The sequence below is a fragment of the Shewanella alkalitolerans genome (assembly GCF_019457575.1).
GTDB lineage: Bacteria > Pseudomonadota > Gammaproteobacteria > Enterobacterales > Shewanellaceae > Shewanella > Shewanella loihica.
Genome location: NZ_CP080422.1, coordinates 1,276,769 through 1,298,918, shown reverse-complemented (window position 1 = coordinate 1,298,918; position 22,150 = coordinate 1,276,769). Strand labels below are relative to the sequence as shown.

Below are 22,150 nucleotides of genomic sequence, written 5' to 3'. Positions count from 1 at the left end.
ACAAAATGAATAAGAAACTACTAGTACTGTCTCTAGCAGCCATTCTCGGCCTAGCGGCTTGTGGTAGCGACGGTGATAACGGTAAAGATGGCACCGCAGGTACGCCAGGTACCGACGGTAGCAACGGCACTAACGGCAAAGACTGGACCGGCGTTAACCAATGGTATATCGATGGCCAAAACCGCGTCACTAAGGCGTCGGGCATGACCAACAACAACGAGGCAGGCGCCGCCAAGAACATCATTCTGTTTGTGGGCGACGGCATGGGCGTGTCAACCGTGACCGCGGCGCGCATCCTCGACGGTCAGCTAAAAGGTCAGACAGGTGAAGAGAACTCACTCTCTTTCGAGACCCTGCCTCACCTAGGCCTGGCCAAGACCTATAACGTCGATGGCCAAACGCCGGACTCTGCCGGCACCATGACCGCCATGGTCACAGGTGTGAAGACAGACGTAGGTGTGATCTCTCAGGGTGAAGGCGTCGAGCGCGGTGTCTGTTCATCAACTACAGGCCAAGACCTGGTCACCTCACTGGAACTGGCCGCCATGGCGGGCATGTCTACCGGTGTGGTCTCTACCGCCCGTATCACTCACGCTACCCCTGCGGCGACCTATGCCCATGTGCCAGAGCGTGATTGGGAAGCAGACAGCAACCTGCCGGCCGAAGCCGTTACCAATGGCTGTAAAGACATTGCCGCCCAGATGCTGGACTTCAACGACGGCAAAGGGATCAACGTGGTCATGGGTGGCGGTCGTCGCGCCTTCATCCCTAACACCACTGTCGATCCAGAAGGCAAGGCGGGTAAGCGTAAAGATGGTCGCGACCTGACCGCCGAGTGGATGGCGCAGTACCCTAACGCCGCCTATGTGACCGACCGTGACAGCTTCCTGGCCATGGACACAAGCACCACAGAGCACGCCCTGGGTCTGTTCAACTCGTCTCACATGGAATATGACTATGACAGAGTCGAAGATGGCGTAAACGGCGAGCCTTCACTGGCAGAGATGACGGCTAAGAGTATCGACATTCTGAGCAAGAACGACAAAGGCTTCGTGCTGATCGTCGAAGCCGGTCGTATCGACCACGCTCACCATGCCGGTAACGCGGCCCGTGCCTTGCACGATACCATCGCCCTGTCTGAGGCAGTACGTGTGGCCATGGAAAAAACTTCGGCTAACGACACCCTGTTGATGGTCACCGCCGACCACAGCCATGTGTTCACCATCGCAGGTTATCCAACCCGTGGTAACCCAATCCTGGGTCTGGTTAAGAGCAACGATGCAAACGGTCAGCCGTCTGTGACTAACTCTACCGATGCTAACGGCATGCCATACACCACTGTCGGCTATGCCAACGGTCTGGGCTTTGGCTCGCTGGAAACCGGTGGTGACGAGCGTTACAACTACGCTGCAGAGCCTGGTCGTGTGGATCTGAACTACATCGACACCCAGAGTGCCGGTTTCCACCAGGAAGCCCTGGTACCGCTGGAAAGCGAAACCCATGCCGGTGAAGATGTGGCCATCTTCGCCCGTGGCCCAGGTGCAAGCCTGGTTGAGGGTACCGTAGAGCAGAATCACATCTTCCATGTGATGAACTATGCCGGTGATCTGGTCAAGAAGGCAGAAGCCGCCGCGGCGCAATAAGGCGCAGCGACCCGCAGCCTGATACCTATTAAACTAGGGTGTCAGGCTGCTTATTTGGTTAAAGAGAAATATCAGTAGGTCTATTATGTCTCGCTCAACATTCAAGTCAGTCTCTCTCTTTTTAGGCGTCACCGGCAGCCTGCTAATGGGCAACCTGCTCGTTGGAAAACTAGCCATGGCTCACGCTCAGTCAGACAGCCAAGGACATCAGCATGCCGTCAGTACGCTGATCTGCGACAGCGCCGCTCAGCCGACGCGCTTTCAAGCCAGCTATCAGATAACCGCTGGAAATGATGATAAGGCGCAAGCCCACCAGCTGATCCTGACCCGCTTCGACGACACCATCATCTATCAGCGCGGCCCGGTAAGCTATGAGGCCTGGCAGAAGAATGGCGAGTATGTACGCTACTTCCCCGAGCAGAAACGCTCTATCAGCTATCGCCGAAGCGATCTGCTGGCCCTTAATATTCATACGGATATCGACAAGCAGTTTCATCTTATCGCCCCCGCCGCCTTGAGCCAATTCGATAAGGGCGAGCAGCATCAAGATGCCTGTTTTACTCAGCAAAGCTACACTCACAACAGCGGCTCCCATAAGGGCAAAGCACACGCCCAAGGCAAGCAGCAGTCTCTGGAACTTGACTGGATAAACGAACTCCAGCTTCCAGCCAGCCTGACCATTACCCAGGGCGAGCAGCAGCTTCACTATCAACTCACCAAGCTGACCCCTATCAATCAGCAAGGTTTCGACCTCTTGACCTCGGGTTACCAAGATCTTGATTTTGCCGATGTGGGCGACAGCGAGTCTGACCCTTTCATCGCCAAGATGATCACCCAGGGCTTCATTCAGCACGGCAGTTCAGGCTTCTACTCGGCAGACGGCAAGCTACTTGAAGGCGGCCACGACCATCATCACTAGTGGTGCCAAGCACTTAGAGAGCTAACTTTTTCTTCAAAAGCGTTTTCTTGAAATAGTGTAAAAGTAAAAAAGCCATCCTGAGGATGGCTTTTTGCTTTCACTATGGCTGTCTCGCTAGGCTAATCGCTCAGAGCAACGCCTTGAGCTTATCGATAAAGAGATCGATATCTTCGCGGCGGATATCGGCGTGAGTGACCAGCCGCAGCGTCTTGCCCGGGCTGATGAGGATACCAGATGCCTTCAGTGACGCGGCCAGCTTGTCTATCGCCACACCCTCGGCCACACGGGCAAACAACATGTTGGTCTGCACTTCGCCAAGATCTACCTCAAACTCATCCAGGCTGCTCAACTGCTCCGCCAGATAACGGGCGTTTTCATGGTCGATTGCCAGGCGGGCAACTTGATCGTTCAGGGCGATTTCACCAGCCACCGCCAAAATCCCCGCCTGACGCATGCCGCCACCAAGCATCTTACGCCAGCGGCGGGCCTTGTTGATCAGCCGCTCATCACCGAGTAGCAGCGAGCCCACGGGGGCGCACAGTCCCTTAGAGAGACAGATAGAGACAGAGTCGAAATACTGGGTGATATCGGCGATGTCCAGGTTCTGGGCCACCGCCGCATTGGCGATGCGGGCGCCATCTAAGTGGATCTTGAGCCGCTTATTGAAGGCCAGCGCCTGCGCCTCGGCCAGATAGGACTGAGGCAACACCTTGCCGCCTATGGTGTTTTCCAGACTCAATAGACGAGTGCGGGCAAAATGGAAATCGTCCGGCTTGATGGCCGCCTCGATATCAGACAGCAAGATGCTGCCATCCGCCTGGTTGGTAAGCGGCTGAGGTTGAATGCTGCCCAGCACAGCGGCTCCGCCCCCTTCGAACTTATAGTTATGGGCCTGCTGACCACAGAGATACTCGTCGCCACGCTCACAATGGGACATCAGCGCCAGCAGGTTGGCCTGGGTGCCCGAGGAGGTAAACAGGGCACTGTCGAATCCAAAACGCTCTGCCGCCATCGCCTCCAGTCGGTTAACACTGGGATCGTCTCCATACACATCGTCGCCAACCTGGGCATCTGCCATGGCGCGGCGCATCGCCGCCGTGGGCTGAGTTACTGTGTCACTGCGAAAATCAATCATCTTCCCCATCCTACTCATCTTAAAATGATACACCGAGCGCAAATAGTACTCCTCGTCGCCCGCCCTCGCTAGAGCCTGCCCTAACGCCAGCCGAGAAAATTATTACCAGGCGCCACTCACTCTTAGCTTTAACCTGAATAAACTAATAGTATGAAAACTCCAATGAGCTATATTTAAGGCAACAAACTGCTAACAAGCCAAAATTCACCAACAGATAGAATTAAAAAATCTAATCCGAATTTTTCAAAAAATCTCGCTGTCATTTCCCGTGAGAGACTGGCAATATGCGCTCTCTTTTTTCCCGACTGAATCGACAATGCAAGAAGCTGAATTTATCACCCTACTCTGGCTCATCGGCATACTGGCCGAGGCCATGACAGGTGCGCTGTGCGCCGGCAGAAAACAGATGGATCTGTTTGGCGTGGTCATCATAGGCTGTGCCACCGCCATAGGCGGCGGTACCCTACGCGACATCCTCCTGGGCAACTATCCCCTCATCTGGGTAGAGAATATCCACTACCTGCTGGCCATCGCCTTCGCCTCGCTGCTGACGGTTATCATCTCGCCCGTGATGCGCTATCTCTCCAAGCTGTTTCTGGCCATAGACGCATTGGGCCTGGCGGTATTTTCCATTGTCGGCGCCCAGAAGACCCTGCTCTTGGGTTTTAGCCCGGCTCTGGCCATCGTCATGGGCGTAGTAACCGGCGTCTTCGGCGGAGTGATCCGCGACATCCTCTGTAATCAGGTGCCGTTAATCTTCAAGAAGGAACTCTACGCCCTGGTCTCGCTGACTACCGCCAGCCTCTACATGCTGCTGCGCAGCTTTGAGGTGACCGAGTGGGTCAACCTGGCCATCAGCCTGAGTGTCGGCTTTAGCTTCCGCATGCTGGCCATTCGCTATCACTGGGGCATGCCCAAGTTCGACTATCAGCATGGCGATCACGGCAACCAGGACAGTCAGGCCCACTAAGAAAGTTGGCGCTCAGCCCTGAATTCAAGGTGACCGAGTGGGTCAACCTGGCCATCAGCCTGAGTGTTGGCTTTAGCTTCCGCATGCTGGCCATTCGCTATCACTGGGGCATGCCCAAGTTCGACTATCAGCATGGCGATCACGGTAACCAGGACAGCCAGGCCCACTAAGAAAGTTGGCGCTCAGCCCTGAATTCAGACACAAAAAAGGTCGGCAAATGCCGACCTTTTTACTGTCAATCGAGCCAAGGCTTAAGCCGCTGGCGTCTCTTTGACATAGATATCCATCTGTGGATATGGGATACCGATATTGTTCTCGTCCAGCGCCAGCTTGATCTGCTCTAGGATCTCGAAACGGGCCGGCCAGTAGTCGCTACCCTTAACCCAAGGACGTACCACGAAGTTAACCGAAGAGTCCGCCAGCTCGGTCAGTGCCACTGTGTAGGCAGGATCTTTCAGAATGTAGGCGTTGTTGTCCAATACCTGCTTAAGTACTTCCTTGGTCTGCTTAAGGTCGGCATCGTAAGACACGCCGATAACCAAGTCGATACGACGGGTTTCCATGGCCGAATAGTTAGTGATGGTGCCATTCATGATTGATGAGTTAGGCGCCACGATCACCTTGTTATCAGGGGTGCGCAGCTTAGTGGAGAAGATGGTGATCTCATCGACCGTACCCGCGATACCTGCCGCCTCGATGTAGTCACCAACGCGACAAGGACGGAAGAGCACCATAAGCACGCCAGAGGCGAAATTAGACAGCGAGCCCTGCAGCGCCAGACCAACCGCCAAACCGGCGGCACCGATAACGGCAACCAGAGAAGCCGTCTGAACACCGATCTGCCCAAGCGTGGCGATCACAGTGAAGACAAACACCAAGGCCCAGGCCATGTTAGCCACGAAAGAGACCACTGTCTTGTCGATCTTACGCTTATTCATCAACTTAGTGGTAAGCTTCTTAGCCACATTGGCCAGGTACTTACCAATAATAAAGATGATAATGGCGAAGACCACCTGCAGACCATAGGTCACGATCAGCTCAGGCGCTTGCTCGATATATTTATCCAAATTTTCCATGTAACGCTCCCTAATAAAATGGACCAGTATTACCTGGCCTCAACTATAAACTCGACTCTACGATTCAAGGCCCGCTCGCCAGGACCCATGTTATCGGTCACGGGCTGGCTGGCACCTTTAGCGACTATCGACAGTCGCTCCGCCTTAACACCATAATCTTGTACAAAAATCTGTTTCACCCGCTCGGCGCGCTGGCGTGACAAACTAAGATTCACCGCCTCGCTGCCTATATTATCCGTGTGCCCGACCAGGGTGAGCCTTGCATCACTCGCGCTAAGAAAGTCGCGCACCTTGGCCAGTTGCGGCCACTGGTCGATACTCACCTCGGCACTGGCGAAGGCAAAGTAGACGCGAACGATATTAGACTCACTTGCCAATGTCTTAACCTGCTCGCCTTGCTTAGTCGGCTTATTCTGCTTATCCGGCTTAGCGTGCTCTTTTTGAGCTGCCTGTGCGGCAGATTCACAAAAGCTCAGCAGCTCTCCCTCGGGCGCGATGCAAGCTATTTCACCTCGCCATATCTCGCAGCCCTTGGCATCGACCACGGCATTGGGGCGAGAGTGCGGGCAGGCATCTTTACTGTCTGGCACGCCATCTAAATCGCTATCGACCCAGCCAAGAGCCAGCGCGGCGCCACTAATGCAGAGGCCGCAGACAACACAGATTAAGCCTAGGCTCAGCTTAGCGGCAAACGAACTGCTTCTAATCGGCATTTTGCGGGCATAGGCCCTTGGATCACTCATATCTGTCATATAAAGCACTCATGCAACTCTCTCAAACAACTAACTCAAGCAGAGCTATCTCAAACAGAGCTATCTCAAACAGAGCTATCTCAAACAGAGCTATCTCAAACAGAGCTATCTCAAACAGAGCTATCTCAAAACGCATGAAAAACAATCAAATATAAAGATGCAGACAGGGATACATTTTATATCCTTCTGCCTGCATCTCCAATATAAGAATATCTATCTAGTGAAATTAATTCTCATTTTGGCCGTCACCTAGCCGCCGCGTGCACTCACCTCGTTAAGCCTTCGCACGCTGCCCATAAAACTTAGATCTTGCCCAGTCAAAAAGCCAGTTAAAGATAATGGCATAGAAGAAAAACACCACTAAGAAAACCGCCTCCAGCATCAAAGATTGCCAGATGGTGATCCCCAGAAACCAGGCCACCACAGGCACGGTCACAAAGACTAATCCACCTTCGAAGCCCAGGGCATGCACCACCCGCAGTTTAAGCGAGCGCTTGGTGCGATCTTCACCGAAATAGTTGTCGAACCCCAGGTTGTAGAAGTAGTTCCAGGTGACAGTATAGAGGCTAAGACCAATACCGACGGCGGCCATCTCACCCACACCGTGGCCGGTGAACCAGATGGCGATGGGCACCACTAAGGCCAGGGCAAAGATCTCAAAAAGCACCGAATGTAGGATTCTCTCTGTAGTAGACATGGTCGTCGCTCCGCAAAATTAACTTGCGACCATTTTTATCCATATTTATGATACATAAAAGTTAGATACCATCTCATTTTGCGATATGCCAACACTCGAGCAGCTACAACTCTTTCTGGCGACGGTGGAAACCGGTTCCTTCTCGGCAGCCGCTAGGCGCCTCAACAAGGTGCAATCTGCGGTGAGCCAGCAGATCATCAACATGGAGATAGATTGCGACAAGCAGCTGTTCGACCGCAGCGGCCGCTATCCTGTGCTCACCCATGCCGGTCAGACCCTGCTGCCCCAGGCCAAGGCGGTGATCGCCCAGCACCTAAGGCTGCAATCCCTCATAAGCTCGCTGGACGCCGGCCTGCCGCAACAATTTCGTCTGGCGATCGATGAAGGGGTCCCCTTCTCCGAGCTCAGCCAGCACCTCAACCTATTTGCCGACAAATACCCCCTGATGCAGCTCGAGCTGCGCATGCTGCCCAGCAAGGAGATCATCGAACAGGTGAGGCAGCAGAACGTCGACATGGGGGTGATCTTCAGCGAGGAGCTCTATCCCCAGCAGATAGACTTCGAATCCTTGGGGTCGGTGAAGTTTGAGCCTGTGGTCAGCCCTAATCACCCACTGGCCAAGGCGGAGACCAACAACCTCGACCAATTGAAGCTTCACCGTCAGCTCACCATAGGCAGCAAGCAGACGCAGCAATCGAGCTTTCAGGCAGAGCACTCGCCTCAGCTCTGGCTGGCCGACAGCTACTACGCCCTGCTGGATCTGGCTAAGTCAGGCTTCGGCTGGACACTACTGCCGGAGCACCTGGTACAGGACGCCTTGGCCCAGGGGCAGCTGTGCCCTATTCCGTTGAATATGGAGCAGATGGGCTGGATTGCCAACGTGGATCTGATCCAGCACAGCAGCGTCAACCAGGAGGTGAGTCAGGTATTCCGGCGAATCTTAAGCGCCGCCATCGCATAATCGGATTCAGACAAGCGATTAGCGGTGCAGCTAAGGTAGGAGAGCGAGATTGAAGAAAGTAGATAGGAGAGCTGAGATAAGAGAGCCGAGTTAAAAGATAGTCGTGGCGAGCCGGATGACTCGCCAGCGATGGGCTAGCTATTTGCAGCTGCGCTCGAGTCGCAATCTAATTAGCGAGCGAGGCCTGCTGATACCAGTGGCTCCAGGCAGGTCTGGCATGGATTGCCAGCTGAGACTGCATCCCCTCTAACAGGCGGATCAGCAGCGCCCTGTCTTCACTCTTGCTGGAATAGAACAGAGGATCGTAGAAGCAGCGACGCTGCAGGGGCTCGAGTTGGGTATCGAAGCCGCGGTCCACGCCGGAGACACAGAGATCCCGCGCCTTAAGCTGCAGCGCCAGCGCCGCCTCGTCTTCCAGCAGATGCGCCACCGGCCCCATGAGAAGAATTAGTGCCAGACGCCCCGGCGGATTCTTCTGCCAATGCTCCAGGTCACCCGATTTGGCGCCGCCCAGCAGCTGCTGCCAATGACTCAAGGTCTCCTGGCTAAGCTCCTTAGCCTCGACGCCTTCGCCCTTCTCGTAGTGGTGAAACCACTGCTGTAAAAACTGTTCCACGCTGCCCCCTAGATACGATTAAATCATGAGTTTAAAAAATCCTGGTCGAGGCAGCATAACACCAGGCCAGCGGTGGAATAACTAGGACTTTGGTCGAAGGAAGGTGCAAATGCGCCCCTGGCCGCGTCACCCGGATCACACTTCTTAGTGATGGGACAGATGCCAGGCTAGAACCATTAGAGAGAAATGATAAAGAGAGCGGGACATTAAAAAAGCGGCCTGTTAGCCGCTTTCATCTTAAATTTCAGCTCATAGAGAGAGGCTATTTCGCCTCTTTCTGTGGTGGGTAGTTGAGCATCATGGCCGCTACCGCCTTGTTGACCACCTCGACGCGCTCCTCTGGGGTGCTCTTGTCACGAATGGTATCGGCCACAGAGCCACGCCAGATAAGCTTACCCGTCTCTTTGTTGATCATGTCCAGCACCAGGGTGCCCACCTCATACTCACGTACCGTGGTCTGGGTGTGAACGCTACCGCCCCAGCCCCAACCCGGGCCATAGTAGTAAGGGTCGTAACCAAAGTTGGTATTAAAGGTATCGACATTGATCTTCTTGTCGACCTTAGTGAAGTAGTTCACCAGCACGTCGGCGTTGTCCGCCTCCACCTTGCTGATCCCCTTCATCTGCAGTTCACGGTCTACCGCCTCGCGAACGCGCTGATCCATCAGCCCATCTAAGTTGTAGGTGGTATCTTCAGTCTTCTTCACCACCCATGCATAGCTCTTCACATCATCGAAGTTGACCTTGGGATCATAATCAGAGCTGGTTTTCAGTGTGCTACAGGCCGACAGGGCAAGTGCAGCGGCTAAGATAATCACCTTTTTCATAGACTCTCCAGCATGTTTCAGGCATGACTTAAACAGGAATTTATTCTAAAGCTTACATAGCAAACCTCTGTTCTACAACTCTTCTTTATTGTAAATAGCGTTTCGTTCAGCTTGACTTCAGCAAAAGCACAAATGATAATGATTATCAATTAGTGTTATATGAGATCTGTCCCATGACTTGGTTTATCACAGCATTTGTTATCGCCAGCGCCATCTTCATGTTCGCCCCTAAATCTTTGGCCACGCCCATGGCGGACGGCCCCAAGGTAAAGACCTCCCAGTGGGTGCTCTTTACCCTGCCCCTACTGGCCTTGGTCATCATGATGATCGCCATGGCGAAGGGCTATAGCTCGAGTCATGCCAGCATCGCCATCGGCTTCGCCCTCACCGCCTGCAGCGTGGCCATCAGCCGTTTTCACCGATTCATTCTCCCCTGCGCCGCCTACACAGGCCTGTCACTGCTGATGCTGGCGCTGCAGTACCTCTAGCCTCTAGGTTTCGCTCAAAGGGCTTTTGCTTAAAGAGTTTTGCTCACTGATTGCGCCAGCTCGCCTAGCGCCTTGGGATATTAAAACATCGATACCTCCCTGCATTTGGTATCTATGCTTATCCATGACCACCCTAGGGTGGTCTTTTTTTCGTATCTAAGAATTACTCCTCCCACAAGGGAGTTTCAATTTGATAAACTCAGGGTATCTTAGTTAAGCATGTGACAGATGATGAGAATCGATCCCAATATTGCCCTGGTGTACAGCACTGATGGCGGCAAAATCGACCAGCCCAAGGAAACCAAGGCCATCCCAGAAGGTGACGGCATAGTGCGCATTCATAAAGACAGCAAGGGCCGTAAAGGCAAAGGCGTCTCAGTGATCAAGGGCCTTGGCCTGGACGAGAAAGAGCTCAAGGCACTGGCGCAGAAGTTGAAGAAACAGTGCGGCTGCGGCGGCACGGTGAAAGAGTTCAACATAGAGATCCAAACAGACAACAGAGAGCAGCTGAAGACACTGCTAGAAAAACTGAATTATCAGGTGAAACTGGCGGGTGGTTAACCCATTGGAGCGCTAGATGGATAGTTTGCAAAATCATTTACTCATTGCCATGCCCTCGCTTAAGGACACCTTCTTCGAGCGCAGCGTGATCTACCTGTGTGAGCATAACGAACAAGGCGCCATGGGGCTGATGATCAATCGCCCCATAGGGGTCGATGTCAATGAGCTGCTCAGACAGATGGAGCTGGATGATTTTCACACCATAGAGAGCATCAACAGCAAAGTCTTGGTGGGCGGCCCCGTGGGGCAAGAGAAGGGCTTCGTATTACATACGCCGCAGCCACAGTGGAGCAACAGCCAGCAGATCAGTGAAGAGCTCATGCTTACCACCTCAAGAGACGTGCTCACCTCCCTGGGCAGCAAAGAGGCGCCCGAGCAGTTTATCGTCGCCCTCGGCTACGCAGGCTGGGGTCGTCATCAGCTGGAACAGGAACTGGCCGACAACACCTGGCTCTCCATCCCGGCCAATATCGACCTCATGTTCAACACAGACCATGAGAGCCGCTGGCAGAAGGCCACAGAATCACTGGGCTTCGACATCTGGCAGCTCTCCTCCCAGGCCGGTCACGCCTAACAGTTAAGGATAAAATTCACTATGAGTTCAGCAAGCGTCTTGGTCTTGGGCTTCGACTTCGGCACCAAGAGCATAGGCGTCGCCATCGGCCAACAGATCACCGGCAGCGCCACTCCCCTCGCCTCCATCAAGGCCAACGACGGCATCCCCAGATGGGAAGAGATAGAGGCGCTTATCAAGGAGTGGAAGCCCGACCTCATCGTCGTCGGCCTGCCCCTCAACATGGATGGCACAGAGCAGGAGATGACCCAGAGAGCCCGCAAGTTCGCCAACCGCATCAGCGGCCGCTTCGGCGTCAAGACCGCCACCCAGGACGAACGCCTCACCACGGCCGACGCCAAGGCTAGACTGTTCGAGATGGGCGGCTACAAGGCCCTCTCCAAGGGCCAGGTCGACTCCATGTCGGCGGTACTCATCATCGAGAGTTATTTCGAGAATCTCTACTAAAATTTGAACATTCGATGGCGACCAAACAAGGCCGCTTTTTATTGTGCGTAAACTCGCTCTCTGAGTTTTTCTCTAATTGTAGCCCGTACCTTTCTAACAGTTTCGATGTCATTTGATGGCCGACCGTTACTGTTTTGAATTGCTTGGCAGCAGGCTTTATGTGCAGGTACAGCTGCGGCACGCTGTAAACCCTTCCCTGGGCGCTCTACGATTTCATCCCTGAAATCGAAGGCCTCAGCCGTACCTACACCCAGTTTTTCATCTCTTCGATTGGAGGACATGGGAAAACTCAGGACAACAGCGGGTAGAATTCTTAGCTTTAATTCACTAGATTCAGATTAAATTTTTATGATTCAACACCTCAATAACTAGCTGGCAAAAACGCAGGTTTGATTGTCCAGCACCTCAGGCGCCTAGTTGACTGACTTGTTCGGCATTAGTCGAAAATATCAAAAATGGATGGTAAATCGAAATCAGGCCAATCCAACCATGATAGATCAAAATCGAACCAAGAGTCTGAGGCGCCATCTGTTATGGCGTGGGCCATTTGGCCTTTCATGGATGCGTAATCACACACCTCACCAATTGACTCGTGATATCTATTGAAATCTCCTGGAGATGTGTACAGGCACATAGCCCAACAGTACCAATCAACATCCCAATTGGTTGCTTTCGATGCCTGCTTTACACGATGAGGGCTGTAATATTTCTGCTTGCCATATTTTTTAACGAGAATCTTTCCAACGTCTTTTGCATATTGTTTCTTTTCTTGTTCAGTTAAAGTTCTTACCACAATATGCTCTCCTTATGCTTAATGCCCGACTTAACAAGCTAATATTTGTTGGCTAAAGTTTAGGACACAACGACAAAAACCAACGAGTGCTTGTCCTTTTGAAGCTCTTATTAGCACTATGTCTGGCATTCAGTAACTGCACTTAAATAAGGATCTCCACCTATTGCAATAGACATAAACTTGTAAGACTTAGTAATGCTACCCGTTGAATTTTTGGCTATATCGGCTAAATAGTGCAAATTCCCTCCAAAACTTAATGAAACAGAATAGCCATTAGCTAACTCACGTTGATTAACAACACCATGACTTTCCCAATTATTAGAAATACATATTGCTACGTCTTTTGGAGATTTATAGCTCGAATTAACAGACTCTGGAGTACCACTCCGCATTTGATTCGGGTTTGTTGTACAACCAATAATAGAAAATAAAATAAAACTACCTAAGATTAAGTTTTTCATACACATCCGTGAATATTGTCTAACAACCGATGTTCACGAACCGTAGGTCTCGCAAAACAGATTGTTCTTTAATTTGGAGAGAGGAGTTTTTCGCTACTCAATCCGTGAGTTCATATTCCTTGCCTATGGGGCTACTTTGAAGCCCCTACGCAGTGAGGGGGTCATTGCTTCATTACTTGAAGTCTAATGTTTGTATCTTCAAAGCTCAGCTTTACGAGCCTTAACCAGTACCTTCAAGCTATCATATAAAAACAGTTTCGACCATCGCGTTGACTGCTTTCTACACCCATAGCTAAACTTTAATGTTCACTTATTTTTTCATCTACAGCAGGTCAACTTCGCCCGAAAACTAATACCCACTAACTTGTTTCGGACCAAAGCCAATCCTGCTTTTAATTCACTACTCATATCCAAATACGTCAAATCGAAGAGACATATAACCCGGTGTAGATGCATCTGCGGACGTCGATGGCAGGGATGCCATCGTCGAGCCTCCACGGATGGATTCACGGCGTGTAGCAGATGTATTTGCACAAGAGCGAGCCGCAGGCTATTGATGACATTAACGCTCAGTGTTGCAATCACTGCCATAAATTGAAATGAAGCCGAAAGCTTCAAAAAATTGCAGCCACTCCCTCGAAGAAAGGCAGCGAAACTTCCTATAACAATGACTCTCGAAACGAGAGAAAAGTGAAGACTCAATCTTCAAAAACAAAAATGCCGAGCCCTTCTAAAGACTCGGTATTTTCACCAATGGCCACCTTGAGACAACCAATAATCCCCCCTTTAACCTAACTCAGTTAAAGATAAGTCCTCACCAAATTCACCATCATCTGAATATGCAGTTCCTGGTCATTGAGACAGGCAATATAACGATACTTGCTGCCACCGGCCTGGGTGAACACATCCCGGTTCTCATGCTCTATCTCCTCGAGTGTCTCCAGACAGTCGGCGCTGAAGGCCGGGCAGACGATGGCCACATCATCCATGCCCTCTTTCGCTAAGGCCTCCAGGCTGGCATCCGTGTAGGGGCCGAGCCACTTGGCCTTACCAAAGCGCGACTGGAAGGTGGTGATATAATCATTCTCATGAAGTCCCAGACGCTCGACCACCAGGCGGGTGGTCTTCTGACACAGGCAGTAATAGGGATCGCCGAGATTCAGGTTGCGCTCGGGCATGCCATGGTAAGAGAGCACTAACTTCTTAGGCTTGCCATGTTGCTCGAAGTCCTTGGCGATAGAGTCGGCCAAGGCCGCGATATAATCGGGATGGTCATGATAGCTGTTGATAAAGTGCAGCGACGGCAGGTAGCGCCACGAAGTCAGCTCCTTAGTCAGGGCGTCGAAGGCCGAGGCAGTGGTGGGCGCGGCGTACTGAGGATAGAGGGGCAAGACGACGAGCTTATTGGTTCCCTGGCTATGAAGACGTCTCAGCGTCTCCTTGACGCTCGGCTTGCCGTAACGCATACAGAAATCCACATTAACGTCACTGCCGTTTTCACTCAGCCTTTGTGCTAGCTTGTCCCGCTGCGCCTGAGTGATCGCCATCAGGGGTGAGCCCTGCTCCGTCCAAATAGACTGATACAGGGCGGCAGATTTTGCCGGGCGGACGCGTAAAATGATGCCGTGCAGTATCAGCATCCACACCAGCTTAGGGATCTCCACCACGCGGGGGTCTGAGAGAAACTCCGCCAGATAACGACGCACGGCGCCCGTTGTTGGCGCATCCGGGGTGCCCAGATTCATCAGCAGCACTGTGGTCTTGCCACGGCCGCCATGGCCCTGCTGTTTATTCAATCCAAAGTATTTTGCCAAAGTGGTTCCTTGTTTTTATCTGTGTTGCCCAACGCGCTTTTTTTTCTTTGCACCAGGGCGCCTGGCCGAGGCTAATGATGCATGGGCATCAGTACGCGGTTCGGCCCCTTAGAGATCAATCGCCACACATAAAAAAACCGATAAAAGGATTATCGGTTTTTTCTAAATGCTTTCAGAGGCTAGTCGAGATCCAGCGTCACACCTTCCATGAAGCCTGAGCTAGCAGACTCTGAGCTTTGCAGCTTAATCATCAAGCGCAGATCGTTTGGCGAGTCGGCGTGGTGCAGCGCATCCGAGTAGCTGATCTCACCTTCCACATAGAGCTTGAGCAGCGCCTGGTCGAAGGTCTGCATCCCCTGCTCGTTGGATTTGGCCATGGTTTCCTTAAGCAGATGCAGCTCGTTCTTCTGGATAATGCTGGCAACCCTTGGGGTGTTGATCAACACCTCGATGGCCGCACGGCGACCCGAGCCATCGGCCTTGGGCACAAGTTGCTGCGCCACGATGCCGCGAAGGTTCAGCGACAAGTCGAACAGCAGCTGCTGGTGCTTACTCTCGGGCACCAGGTGCATGATGCGGTCCAGCGCCTGGTTGGCGTTGTTGGCGTGCAGGGTAGCCATACAGAGGTGACCTGTCTCGGCGAACGACAGGGCAAACTCCATGGTCTCCTGAGTACGGATCTCACCGATCAGGATCACGTCCGGCGCCTGACGCAGCGAACTCTTGAGCGCGGCATCGAAAGAGTCGGTATCTATGCCCACCTCACGCTGGGTGATGATGCTCTTGCGATGGTCGTGGACAAATTCCACCGGATCTTCGATGGTGAGGATATGGCCGCGGGCGTGGGAGTTGCGGTAACCCACCAGTGCCGCTAACGAGGTCGACTTACCTGTACCTGTACCACCCACCATGATGATAAGGCCACGCTTGCTCATCACCAGGTCTTTCAGAATTGGGGGCAGCTTTAGATCTTCCACCAGCGGGATCTTGGTCTCGATGCGACGCATCACGCAGCCCGGCGACTCGCGCTGCCAGAAGGCGCTGACACGAAAACGTCCCAGGCCCTTCTCGCCATAGGCGAAGTTACATTCGCGGGTCTCATGAAACTCTTTGCGCTGGGCCTCTGTCATCAGGGCCTCGACAAACTCCAGCGACTGAGCCGGGGTAAAAGGGTTCTCGGCTAAGGGGCGCACCTCGCCATCAACCTTAGCGCTGGGGGGAAAGCCGGCGGTGATGAAGAGATCCGACGCCTTGCGCTCTACCATCACCTTTAAAAATGGACGAACTTCCATACTCAAACCTTACTAGAAACTAGCGTTTTTATTAGAACTCTTGGCCATCGCATCTTCACGGGTGATCAGGCCACGGTTGACCAGATTTTGCAGACACTGATCTAGGGTCTGCATGCCGTGGGCCATACCCGTTTGAATGGCCGAGTACATCTGTGCCACCTTATCTTCACGAATAAGGTTACGAATCGCCGGGGTGCCCATCATGATCTCGTGAGCCGCCACACGACCGCCGCCAACCTTCTTGATCAGGGTCTGGGAGATCACCGCCTGCAGGGACTCAGACAACATGGTACGCACCATACTCTTCTCGCCCTCGGGGAATACGTCGACCACACGGTCGATGGTTTTCGCCGCCGAGGTGGTGTGCAGGGTACCAAATACCAAGTGACCGGTTTCCGCCGCCGTCATCGCCAGACGTATGGTTTCGAGGTCACGCATCTCGCCGACCAGGATCACGTCCGGGTCTTCACGCAGTGCGCTACGCAGCGCGGCGTTGAAGCTGTGGGTGTGTCTGTGCACCTCACGTTGGTTGATCAGACACTGCTTGTTCTGGTGCACGAATTCGATAGGGTCTTCGATGGTCAGGATATGGTCGTGACGGTTCTCGTTTACATAATCTATCATGCCCGCCAGGGTGGTACTCTTACCCGAACCTGTCGGGCCGGTTACCAACACCAGACCACGGGGAAAGCTGGCAATCTTCTTGAAAATCTCAGGGGCGCCCAGTTTCTCCAGGCTTAAGATCTCGCTGGGAATGGTACGGAACACCGCCGCGGCGCCGCGGGACTGATTAAAGGCGTTCACACGGAAACGGGCTAAGTTGGGCACTTCGAACGAGAAATCTATCTCTAAATGCTCTTCATAATCTTTACGCTGTTTGTCGTTCATGATGTCATAAACGAGGCTGTGTACGCCTTGATGATCCAGGGCCGGCAGATTAATCTTTCTGACCTCACCATCAACACGTATCATGGGAGAGACTCCCGCAGAAAGGTGTAGATCCGACGCGTTGTGTTTTACACTAAAGGCAAGTAACTCTGTGATTTCCATAGTATGGGATATCCATTCAACCAAAAACTTACAACATGACAACAATAGCAGACAGACTGGCCGACGCCCACCAAAGAATCGCTCAAGCGGCGCAAAATTCATCACGTGATAGCAGGGAGATACAGCTGCTGGCGGTCAGTAAAACCAAGCCGATAGATCAGATAGTAGCGGCATATGATGCCGGGCAGCGGCTTTTTGGTGAAAACTATGTTCAGGAAAGTGAAGAGAAGATAAATGCCCTGCGCGAAAGCCATGGCGACATCGAATGGCACTTCATCGGCCCGCTACAGTCGAACAAAACCAAAAGCATCGCCGAGCACTTCGACTGGATGCACACACTCAGCCGAGAGAAGATCGCCAAACGCCTGAGCGAGCAGCGCCCCAGCCATCTTGCGCCGCTGCAGGTCTGCATCCAGGTGAATGTCAGCCAGGAGGAGAGCAAGTCGGGCGTCAATCCAGACGAAGTTGCTCACCTGGCCGAAATCATCGCCTCCCTGCCCAAGCTGACCCTGAGAGGGCTTATGGCCATTCCCACCGCCACAGACGATGTTGCGCTGCAGCAGGCCGAGTTTAGCCAGATGCAGGCCCTGTTCGAGGCGCTGAAACAGCAACACCCGAGCCTGGATACTCTCTCCATGGGGATGAGCCAAGATCTTGAGCAGGCGATCGCCGCGGGCTCGACCATGGTACGTATCGGCAGCGCCATTTTCGGCGCCCGGGATTACGCTAAAGCTTAAAGGCTTAAGTGCTAAGAGGCTAAGGCCTTGTAATTGCCCTGAATGCCCAAATATAGATAGTTAGACGAATAAATAGAGACCCTTATGACACAGAAGAAGATTTGCTTTATCGGCGCGGGCAACATGACCCGCAGCATCACCAGCGGCCTGGTCAAGGGTGGCTATGCACCTGAGCTTATTCACGCCACTAACCCCAGCGAAGGCAAACTCATCGCCCTGAAACAGGATTTAGGCATCCAAGTCTCCCACGACAACCTACAGGCCGCCGATGAGGCAGACGTTATCGTGCTGGCGGTGAAACCTCAGCTGATGCAGCAGGTGTGCGAAGCGATGAGCGGACTCAACCTGAAAGACAAGCTTATTGTTACAATCGCCGCCGGGGTCACCGCCGAGCGCTACCACGCCTACTTCAAGCAGCCGATTCAGCTTATCCGCACCATGCCCAATACCCCGACACAGATAGGCCTTGGCATGACAGGGCTCTACGCCGAGCAGGGCGTGAGCGCGCAAGACCGCGAGCTGTGTGAGCAGCTGATGAAGACCGGCGGCGAAACCGTATGGGTCGAAAAGGAAGAGGATCTCAACCAAGTGATCGCCCTGGCGGGCAGCTCTCCGGCCTATTTTTTCCTTATGATGGAGGCTATGATTGACAGTGCCAAACAAGATGGCGTCGACGAGCAGACCGCCCGAGAGATGGTGCAGCAGGCAGCATTAGGCGCGGCCGCTATGGTGAAGCAGAATCCACAGCTTTCGCCAGCGCAATTAAGGGAAAATGTCACCTCTAAGGGCGGCACCACGGCTCAGGCCCTAGCGGCGTTCGAGCGCGCCGGCCTGAGGGAGATAGTGCGCACCGCCATGCACGACTGCATGGACAGGGCTCAGGAGATGGCGAAGCAGTTTTAGGGCTGGCCTTAAATAGGTTTAACCCTAGTTTTATTCGATACAGCACAGTAGAGAAATACAATGGATGCATTAAGTTTTTTAGTGAACACCCTGTTTGACCTGTACCTCATGGTGGTCATCATTCGTATCTGGTTGCAACTGGCCCGCGCCGATTTTTACAACCCCTTCAGCCAGTTTGTAGTGAAGGCGACCCATCCCGTGGTCGGCCCCATGCGCCGCTTCTTGCCGCCACTGGGCGGGCTTGATACCGCCTCAGTGGTACTCGCCCTGGCGGTGGTGGTGATCAAGTTTGTGATCCTCAGCCTGATGGCGGGCGCCGCCATTAACCTGCCTATCATACTCTTGGTGGCGCTGGTCTCTGTGGTGAAACAGGCGGGCGTGTTGCTATTCTGGATGCTTATCCTGCGCGCCATCCTCAGCTGGGTCAGCCAGGGCCACAACCCGATCGAGATGGTGATGGCACAGCTGACCGAGCCGCTGGTCGCCCCTATCCGCCGGATCATCCCTCCCATGGGTGGCCTGGATTTCTCTGTGATGATCTTCATGTTCGGCCTGATCTTCATCAACAAGCTTTTGTCTCAGTACGTTCCCTTCTGGGCCAACGTCTAGATGGCGGTTGTCACCAAAGAAGAGGACGACCTCGTCATCAGGCTCTATATCCAGCCTAAAGCCAGCCGGGACCAGATTGTTGGTCCCCACGGCGACGAGCTTAAGGTGGCCATTACCGCCCCGCCCATCGACGGCAAGGCCAATGCCCACCTGTGTAAGTTTCTGGCGAAGCAGTTTAAGACGGCCAAGGGCAATATCCTTATCGAGAAGGGGGAACTTGGGCGCCACAAGCAGATCCGCGTGGTGATGCCAAAGGAGATCCCCGAGGCTATATCTGTCTTAATCCCATGAAATGTGTAAGCAAATAAACTAAGGCGCCGCAGCCTAAGACTTTAATAGCTATACTAGAATCAATTATCCCGTGACAGGAGTTCACCATGATACGTACCCTTTTTTGTGCCCTGGCGCTTACCCTGCTTAGCATGGGCAATGCCGCGGCGGAGCAGAAGCAGAGCGTCGGCAATTTCGATATCCACTATGTTGCCCTGGGCAGCACCTTTATCACCCCCTCTATCGCCAAGACTTATGGCATCAAGCGCAGCAGCTATACCGGCCTTATCAATATTTCTGTGCTCGACACCAGCGCCGAAGGCACGCCGGCCATTCCGGTAGAGATCTCGGGGATCGCCAACAACCTGCTCGATGCCAGGGTAGAGCTGACCTTCAAGGAGATCCGCGAAGGCGAGGCCATCTATTACATCGCCGAGGTGCCCTACCGGGACGATCAGGAGATCAACTTTCAGATTGCCATCAAGTATGGCAACAAGCTCAACACCCAGCTGAAGTTTAAGCAGAAGTTTTACGTCGATTAAACGGCCCCATTAAGCCACTTCAAACCCAGTTGAAGCCGCGCCCTGCGCGGCTTGTTGTTATTTAAGCAGATGCCCTATCGTTTCCCCGCCAGCTTGGGTATGATTGCGGCCATTGAAACCTGCCACCATGAGTCAGCGAAAATGAATCAAATCGTATTAGCCAGCGGCAACAAGGGAAAACTGAAAGAGTTTGCCGAGATCCTTGCCGAATTTGGCATAGAGGTTCTGCCACAGAGCCAATTTAATGTCGAAGAGGTCCCGGAGACCGGTACCACCTTCGTCGAGAACGCCATCATCAAGGCTCGCCACGCCGCACAGGTGACCGGCCTTGCGGCCATCGCCGACGATTCCGGCCTGGAAGTAGACGCCTTAGAGGGTGCCCCGGGCATCTACTCGGCCCGCTACGGCGGCGAAGGCGCGAGCGATAGCGACAATTACACTAAGCTGCTCGGCGCCCTGACTGACAACGACAAGCGCAGCGCGCGTTTTCAGTGCATCCTGGTCTATATGCGCCACGCCAAAGACCCGACTCCCATCATCTGCCAGGCCTCCTGGGAGGGCAGCATAGGCTTCGAGCCTAAGGGCGACAACGGCCATGGCTACGATCCAGTCTTTATTCCGATGGAGCATGAGTGCAGCGCCGCCGAGCTGAGCAGCGATGAGAAGAATGCCCTCAGCCACAGGGGCAAGGCGATGCAGCTGCTGCTAAGCGAACTCAAGGCCAAGGGTGTACTCGGCTAATGCTTAAGCTTCCTCCGCTCAGTCTCTATATTCACATTCCTTGGTGCGTGCAGAAATGCCCCTACTGCGACTTCAACTCCCATGGACAACATGGTGAACTGCCGCAGCAGGGATATGTAGACGACCTGCTCAATGATCTGAAAAACGATGCTGCCTATGTACAAGGGCGCAGCCTGCACTCCATCTTTATCGGTGGCGGCACGCCCTCCCTGTTCGATGCAAGCCAGATTAAGCGTCTGCTCGATGGCGTAAGGGCGCAGATCCCTTTTGCGCCGGATATAGAGATCACCATGGAGGCCAACCCTGGCACACTAGAGCACGATGACTTTAGCGCCTACTGCGCCGCCGGGGTGACTCGCCTCTCCATCGGCGTGCAGAGTTTTTCCAGCGACAAGCTGAATCTGTTAGGGCGAATTCACGACAAGCATGAGGCGGAAGTGGCGGCCACCAAGGCGGCCCAGGCCGGTTACCAGAGTTTTAACCTGGATCTCATGCACGGCCTGCCCAATCAAAGCTTCGAGGAGGCGATGCGGGATATCGACAAAGCAGCGGCCCTCAATCCGCCCCATCTTTCCTGGTATCAGCTCACCATAGAGCCCAATACCCTGTTTCACTCAAAACCGCCCCAACTGCCGGATGATGAGGCACTGTGGCAGATCTATGAGCAGGGCCAGCAGCGCCTGACGGCGCTCGGCTATGAGCAGTATGAGATCTCCGCCTACGCCAAGCCCGGCTACCAGTGTCGTCACAACCTCAACTACTGGCAGTTTGGTGACTATCTGGGGATCGGCTGTGGTGCCCACGGCAAGATCACCATGGCAGAAGATCAGCGCATCTACCGCACGGTGAAGATAAAGCATCCCAAGGGTTATCTGGGCGCCGGTGACTATCTATTCGATAAGAGCGAGGTGCTAGCGGAAGACAGAGCGCTGGAATACCTGATGAACCGCCTGAGACTGATGTCGCCCATTCCTAAGCACGAGTTTGAGAGCCGCACCGGCCTCTCGGCAGAGGTGCTGGATGAAGGCATGGCGCGGGGCGCGGCCAAGGGGCTGGTCATCATACAAGATGAACATTGGCAGCTCACGGCCAAGGGACAGATGTTTGTCAACGAGCTACTTGGGCTATTTTGCGAATAATCTTTCCCCTCGTTCGAGGGGAACAGAAACATTTTCTAACACTTAGTTTGCATATTTAATCGTGGGCTTTATTAGGATAACAGGCACTAATCAACAAACGCCAAGTTTGGCCAATAGAGTTAAGCCAATAAAGT

28 protein-coding genes are annotated in these 22,150 nt (G+C 53.4%); 17 read left to right on the top strand and 11 right to left on the bottom strand.

What is annotated here, in order from left to right; all coding sequences use genetic code 11:
- Positions 1-5 precede the first annotated feature (5 nt).
- Together K0J45_RS05800 and K0J45_RS05795 are read left to right on the top strand one after the other, a co-directional pair.
- The gene (locus K0J45_RS05800) at positions 6-1,643 is read left to right on the top strand and encodes an alkaline phosphatase family protein (protein ID WP_220044616.1); all 1,638 of its coding nucleotides are present in this window, start codon (positions 6-8) and stop codon (positions 1,641-1,643) included.
- A gap of 85 nt (positions 1,644-1,728) precedes the next feature.
- Positions 1,729-2,562 (top strand): hypothetical protein, encoded by an 834-nt coding sequence (locus K0J45_RS05795; RefSeq protein WP_220044615.1) that lies wholly within the window; start codon positions 1,729-1,731, stop codon positions 2,560-2,562.
- A gap of 127 nt (positions 2,563-2,689) precedes the next feature.
- Here the strand turns inward: K0J45_RS05795 and ltaE are convergent, their stop codons facing one another.
- Positions 2,690-3,697 (bottom strand): low-specificity L-threonine aldolase, encoded by a 1,008-nt coding sequence (gene ltaE / locus K0J45_RS05790; protein WP_220044614.1) that lies wholly within the window; start codon positions 3,695-3,697, stop codon positions 2,690-2,692.
- Between the two features lie 316 nt (positions 3,698-4,013).
- Here ltaE and K0J45_RS05785 point away from each other — a divergent pair, with 316 nt between their 5' ends.
- Complete coding sequence (locus tag K0J45_RS05785) at positions 4,014-4,667, top strand: trimeric intracellular cation channel family protein (RefSeq protein ID WP_220044613.1); 654 nt, start codon at positions 4,014-4,016, stop codon at positions 4,665-4,667.
- 5 nt (positions 4,668-4,672) lie between these two features.
- Positions 4,673-4,837 carry a hypothetical protein gene (locus K0J45_RS05780; RefSeq protein ID WP_434086951.1) on the top strand — a complete coding sequence of 55 codons (165 nt, stop codon included), beginning with the start codon at positions 4,673-4,675 and terminating at the stop codon, positions 4,835-4,837.
- 81 nt (positions 4,838-4,918) lie between these two features.
- Here the strand turns inward: K0J45_RS05780 and K0J45_RS05775 are convergent, their stop codons facing one another.
- Positions 4,919-5,743 (bottom strand): mechanosensitive ion channel family protein, encoded by an 825-nt coding sequence (locus K0J45_RS05775; protein WP_144203246.1) that lies wholly within the window; start codon positions 5,741-5,743, stop codon positions 4,919-4,921.
- Between the two features lie 29 nt (positions 5,744-5,772).
- The gene (locus tag K0J45_RS05770; RefSeq protein WP_220044612.1) at positions 5,773-6,495 is read right to left on the bottom strand and encodes an OmpA family protein; all 723 of its coding nucleotides are present in this window, start codon (positions 6,493-6,495) and stop codon (positions 5,773-5,775) included.
- On the opposite strand from K0J45_RS05770, the gene K0J45_RS19795 reads away from it, so the two are divergent.
- The gene (locus K0J45_RS19795; protein ID WP_220045225.1) at positions 6,466-6,633 is read left to right on the top strand and encodes a pentapeptide repeat-containing protein; all 168 of its coding nucleotides are present in this window, start codon (positions 6,466-6,468) and stop codon (positions 6,631-6,633) included. The genes K0J45_RS05770 and K0J45_RS19795 overlap by 30 nt on opposite strands.
- Before the next feature lie 136 nt (positions 6,634-6,769).
- Here the strand turns inward: K0J45_RS19795 and K0J45_RS05760 are convergent, their stop codons facing one another.
- On the bottom strand, positions 6,770-7,192 hold the full coding sequence (locus K0J45_RS05760; protein ID WP_011864953.1) for a PACE efflux transporter: 423 nt from the start codon (positions 7,190-7,192) through the stop codon (positions 6,770-6,772).
- A gap of 85 nt (positions 7,193-7,277) precedes the next feature.
- Here K0J45_RS05760 and K0J45_RS05755 point away from each other — a divergent pair, with 85 nt between their 5' ends.
- Complete coding sequence (locus K0J45_RS05755) at positions 7,278-8,153, top strand: LysR family transcriptional regulator (protein ID WP_220044611.1); 876 nt, start codon at positions 7,278-7,280, stop codon at positions 8,151-8,153.
- A 166-nt stretch (positions 8,154-8,319) separates the two neighbouring features.
- Here K0J45_RS05755 and K0J45_RS05750 read toward each other — a convergent pair whose 3' ends face one another.
- Complete coding sequence (locus tag K0J45_RS05750; protein WP_220044610.1) at positions 8,320-8,769, bottom strand: DUF924 family protein; 450 nt, start codon at positions 8,767-8,769, stop codon at positions 8,320-8,322.
- Between the two features lie 262 nt (positions 8,770-9,031).
- Positions 9,032-9,595, bottom strand: coding sequence for a DUF4136 domain-containing protein (locus tag K0J45_RS05745; protein WP_011864950.1), 564 nt, complete (start codon positions 9,593-9,595; stop codon positions 9,032-9,034).
- 173 nt (positions 9,596-9,768) lie between these two features.
- Here K0J45_RS05745 and K0J45_RS05740 point away from each other — a divergent pair, with 173 nt between their 5' ends.
- From K0J45_RS05740 to ruvX, 4 genes are all read left to right on the top strand, one after another.
- Entirely contained in the window at positions 9,769-10,083 is a 315-nt protein-coding gene (locus K0J45_RS05740) for a hypothetical protein (RefSeq protein WP_220044609.1), read from the top strand.
- A 231-nt stretch (positions 10,084-10,314) separates the two neighbouring features.
- Entirely contained in the window at positions 10,315-10,644 is a 330-nt protein-coding gene (yciH, locus tag K0J45_RS05735) for a stress response translation initiation inhibitor YciH (protein ID WP_011864948.1), read from the top strand.
- A 16-nt stretch (positions 10,645-10,660) separates the two neighbouring features.
- Positions 10,661-11,218 carry a YqgE/AlgH family protein gene (locus K0J45_RS05730; protein ID WP_220044608.1) on the top strand — a complete coding sequence of 186 codons (558 nt, stop codon included), beginning with the start codon at positions 10,661-10,663 and terminating at the stop codon, positions 11,216-11,218.
- A 21-nt stretch (positions 11,219-11,239) separates the two neighbouring features.
- The gene (gene ruvX / locus K0J45_RS05725) at positions 11,240-11,665 is read left to right on the top strand and encodes a Holliday junction resolvase RuvX (protein WP_220044607.1); all 426 of its coding nucleotides are present in this window, start codon (positions 11,240-11,242) and stop codon (positions 11,663-11,665) included.
- 436 nt (positions 11,666-12,101) lie between these two features.
- Here ruvX and K0J45_RS05720 read toward each other — a convergent pair whose 3' ends face one another.
- From K0J45_RS05720 to K0J45_RS05700, 5 genes are all read right to left on the bottom strand, one after another.
- Positions 12,102-12,458, bottom strand: a complete 357-nt coding sequence (locus tag K0J45_RS05720; RefSeq protein ID WP_220044606.1) for a DUF6559 family protein — start codon at positions 12,456-12,458, stop codon at positions 12,102-12,104.
- A gap of 116 nt (positions 12,459-12,574) precedes the next feature.
- Positions 12,575-12,919 carry a hypothetical protein gene (locus K0J45_RS05715; protein ID WP_220044605.1) on the bottom strand — a complete coding sequence of 115 codons (345 nt, stop codon included), beginning with the start codon at positions 12,917-12,919 and terminating at the stop codon, positions 12,575-12,577.
- A gap of 800 nt (positions 12,920-13,719) precedes the next feature.
- Positions 13,720-14,733: a ferrochelatase gene (gene hemH / locus K0J45_RS05710; RefSeq protein WP_220044604.1), complete on the bottom strand. Its 1,014-nt coding sequence runs from the start codon at positions 14,731-14,733 to the stop codon at positions 13,720-13,722.
- A gap of 179 nt (positions 14,734-14,912) precedes the next feature.
- Positions 14,913-16,025: a PilT/PilU family type 4a pilus ATPase gene (locus K0J45_RS05705; protein WP_220044603.1), complete on the bottom strand. Its 1,113-nt coding sequence runs from the start codon at positions 16,023-16,025 to the stop codon at positions 14,913-14,915.
- 12 nt (positions 16,026-16,037) lie between these two features.
- Positions 16,038-17,075: a type IV pilus twitching motility protein PilT gene (locus K0J45_RS05700; protein ID WP_011864942.1), complete on the bottom strand. Its 1,038-nt coding sequence runs from the start codon at positions 17,073-17,075 to the stop codon at positions 16,038-16,040.
- A 35-nt stretch (positions 17,076-17,110) separates the two neighbouring features.
- Between K0J45_RS05700 and K0J45_RS05695 the strand changes: the two genes are divergently transcribed.
- The 7 genes from K0J45_RS05695 (at position 17,111) to hemW (ending at position 22,016) form a co-directional block, all read left to right on the top strand.
- On the top strand, positions 17,111-17,812 hold the full coding sequence (locus K0J45_RS05695; RefSeq protein WP_220044602.1) for a YggS family pyridoxal phosphate-dependent enzyme: 702 nt from the start codon (positions 17,111-17,113) through the stop codon (positions 17,810-17,812).
- A gap of 84 nt (positions 17,813-17,896) precedes the next feature.
- Positions 17,897-18,715, top strand: a complete 819-nt coding sequence (gene proC / locus K0J45_RS05690; RefSeq protein WP_220044601.1) for a pyrroline-5-carboxylate reductase — start codon at positions 17,897-17,899, stop codon at positions 18,713-18,715.
- Positions 18,716-18,775: 60 nt separating this feature from the next.
- Positions 18,776-19,324, top strand: a complete 549-nt coding sequence (locus K0J45_RS05685) for a YggT family protein (RefSeq protein WP_144201230.1) — start codon at positions 18,776-18,778, stop codon at positions 19,322-19,324.
- Positions 19,325-19,615: a DUF167 family protein YggU gene (gene yggU, locus K0J45_RS05680; protein WP_220044600.1), complete on the top strand. Its 291-nt coding sequence runs from the start codon at positions 19,325-19,327 to the stop codon at positions 19,613-19,615.
- Between the two features lie 86 nt (positions 19,616-19,701).
- A complete protein-coding gene (locus K0J45_RS05675) occupies positions 19,702-20,136 on the top strand; it encodes a DUF4426 domain-containing protein (protein WP_011864937.1) in 435 nt (144 codons plus the stop codon).
- Between the two features lie 141 nt (positions 20,137-20,277).
- A complete protein-coding gene (rdgB, locus tag K0J45_RS05670) occupies positions 20,278-20,877 on the top strand; it encodes an RdgB/HAM1 family non-canonical purine NTP pyrophosphatase (protein WP_220044599.1) in 600 nt (199 codons plus the stop codon).
- Complete coding sequence (gene hemW, locus K0J45_RS05665; protein ID WP_220044598.1) at positions 20,877-22,016, top strand: radical SAM family heme chaperone HemW; 1,140 nt, start codon at positions 20,877-20,879, stop codon at positions 22,014-22,016. Before rdgB ends, hemW begins: the two co-directional genes overlap by 1 nt.
- Positions 22,017-22,150 lie beyond the last annotated feature (134 nt).

Bases quoted from the DNA above. Each gene is read 5' to 3' on its own strand.
- K0J45_RS05800 (WP_220044616.1), top strand. From the start codon at position 6: ATGAATAAGAAACTACTAGTACTGTCTCTAGCAGCCATTCTCGGCCTA.
- K0J45_RS05740 (WP_220044609.1), top strand. From the start codon at position 9,769: ATGACTTGGTTTATCACAGCATTTGTTATCGCCAGCGCCATCTTCATG.
- K0J45_RS05695 (WP_220044602.1), top strand. From the start codon at position 17,111: ATGACAACAATAGCAGACAGACTGGCCGACGCCCACCAAAGAATCGCT.
- ltaE (WP_220044614.1), bottom strand. From the start codon at position 3,697: ATGATTGATTTTCGCAGTGACACAGTAACTCAGCCCACGGCGGCGATG.
- K0J45_RS05785 (WP_220044613.1), top strand. From the start codon at position 4,014: ATGCAAGAAGCTGAATTTATCACCCTACTCTGGCTCATCGGCATACTG.
- K0J45_RS05770 (WP_220044612.1), bottom strand. From the start codon at position 6,495: ATGACAGATATGAGTGATCCAAGGGCCTATGCCCGCAAAATGCCGATT.
- rdgB (WP_220044599.1), top strand. From the start codon at position 20,278: ATGAATCAAATCGTATTAGCCAGCGGCAACAAGGGAAAACTGAAAGAG.
- proC (WP_220044601.1), top strand. From the start codon at position 17,897: ATGACACAGAAGAAGATTTGCTTTATCGGCGCGGGCAACATGACCCGC.
- K0J45_RS05760 (WP_011864953.1), bottom strand. From the start codon at position 7,192: ATGTCTACTACAGAGAGAATCCTACATTCGGTGCTTTTTGAGATCTTT.
- K0J45_RS05730 (WP_220044608.1), top strand. From the start codon at position 10,661: ATGGATAGTTTGCAAAATCATTTACTCATTGCCATGCCCTCGCTTAAG.
- hemW (WP_220044598.1), top strand. From the start codon at position 20,877: ATGCTTAAGCTTCCTCCGCTCAGTCTCTATATTCACATTCCTTGGTGC.
- K0J45_RS05705 (WP_220044603.1), bottom strand. From the start codon at position 16,025: ATGGAAGTTCGTCCATTTTTAAAGGTGATGGTAGAGCGCAAGGCGTCG.
- K0J45_RS05700 (WP_011864942.1), bottom strand. From the start codon at position 17,075: ATGGAAATCACAGAGTTACTTGCCTTTAGTGTAAAACACAACGCGTCG.
- K0J45_RS05795 (WP_220044615.1), top strand. From the start codon at position 1,729: ATGTCTCGCTCAACATTCAAGTCAGTCTCTCTCTTTTTAGGCGTCACC.
- K0J45_RS05745 (WP_011864950.1), bottom strand. From the start codon at position 9,595: ATGAAAAAGGTGATTATCTTAGCCGCTGCACTTGCCCTGTCGGCCTGT.
- K0J45_RS05675 (WP_011864937.1), top strand. From the start codon at position 19,702: ATGATACGTACCCTTTTTTGTGCCCTGGCGCTTACCCTGCTTAGCATG.
- yggU (WP_220044600.1), top strand. From the start codon at position 19,325: ATGGCGGTTGTCACCAAAGAAGAGGACGACCTCGTCATCAGGCTCTAT.
- K0J45_RS05775 (WP_144203246.1), bottom strand. From the start codon at position 5,743: ATGGAAAATTTGGATAAATATATCGAGCAAGCGCCTGAGCTGATCGTG.
- K0J45_RS05755 (WP_220044611.1), top strand. From the start codon at position 7,278: ATGCCAACACTCGAGCAGCTACAACTCTTTCTGGCGACGGTGGAAACC.
- ruvX (WP_220044607.1), top strand. From the start codon at position 11,240: ATGAGTTCAGCAAGCGTCTTGGTCTTGGGCTTCGACTTCGGCACCAAG.
- K0J45_RS05685 (WP_144201230.1), top strand. From the start codon at position 18,776: ATGGATGCATTAAGTTTTTTAGTGAACACCCTGTTTGACCTGTACCTC.
- yciH (WP_011864948.1), top strand. From the start codon at position 10,315: ATGAGAATCGATCCCAATATTGCCCTGGTGTACAGCACTGATGGCGGC.
- K0J45_RS05715 (WP_220044605.1), bottom strand. From the start codon at position 12,919: ATGAAAAACTTAATCTTAGGTAGTTTTATTTTATTTTCTATTATTGGT.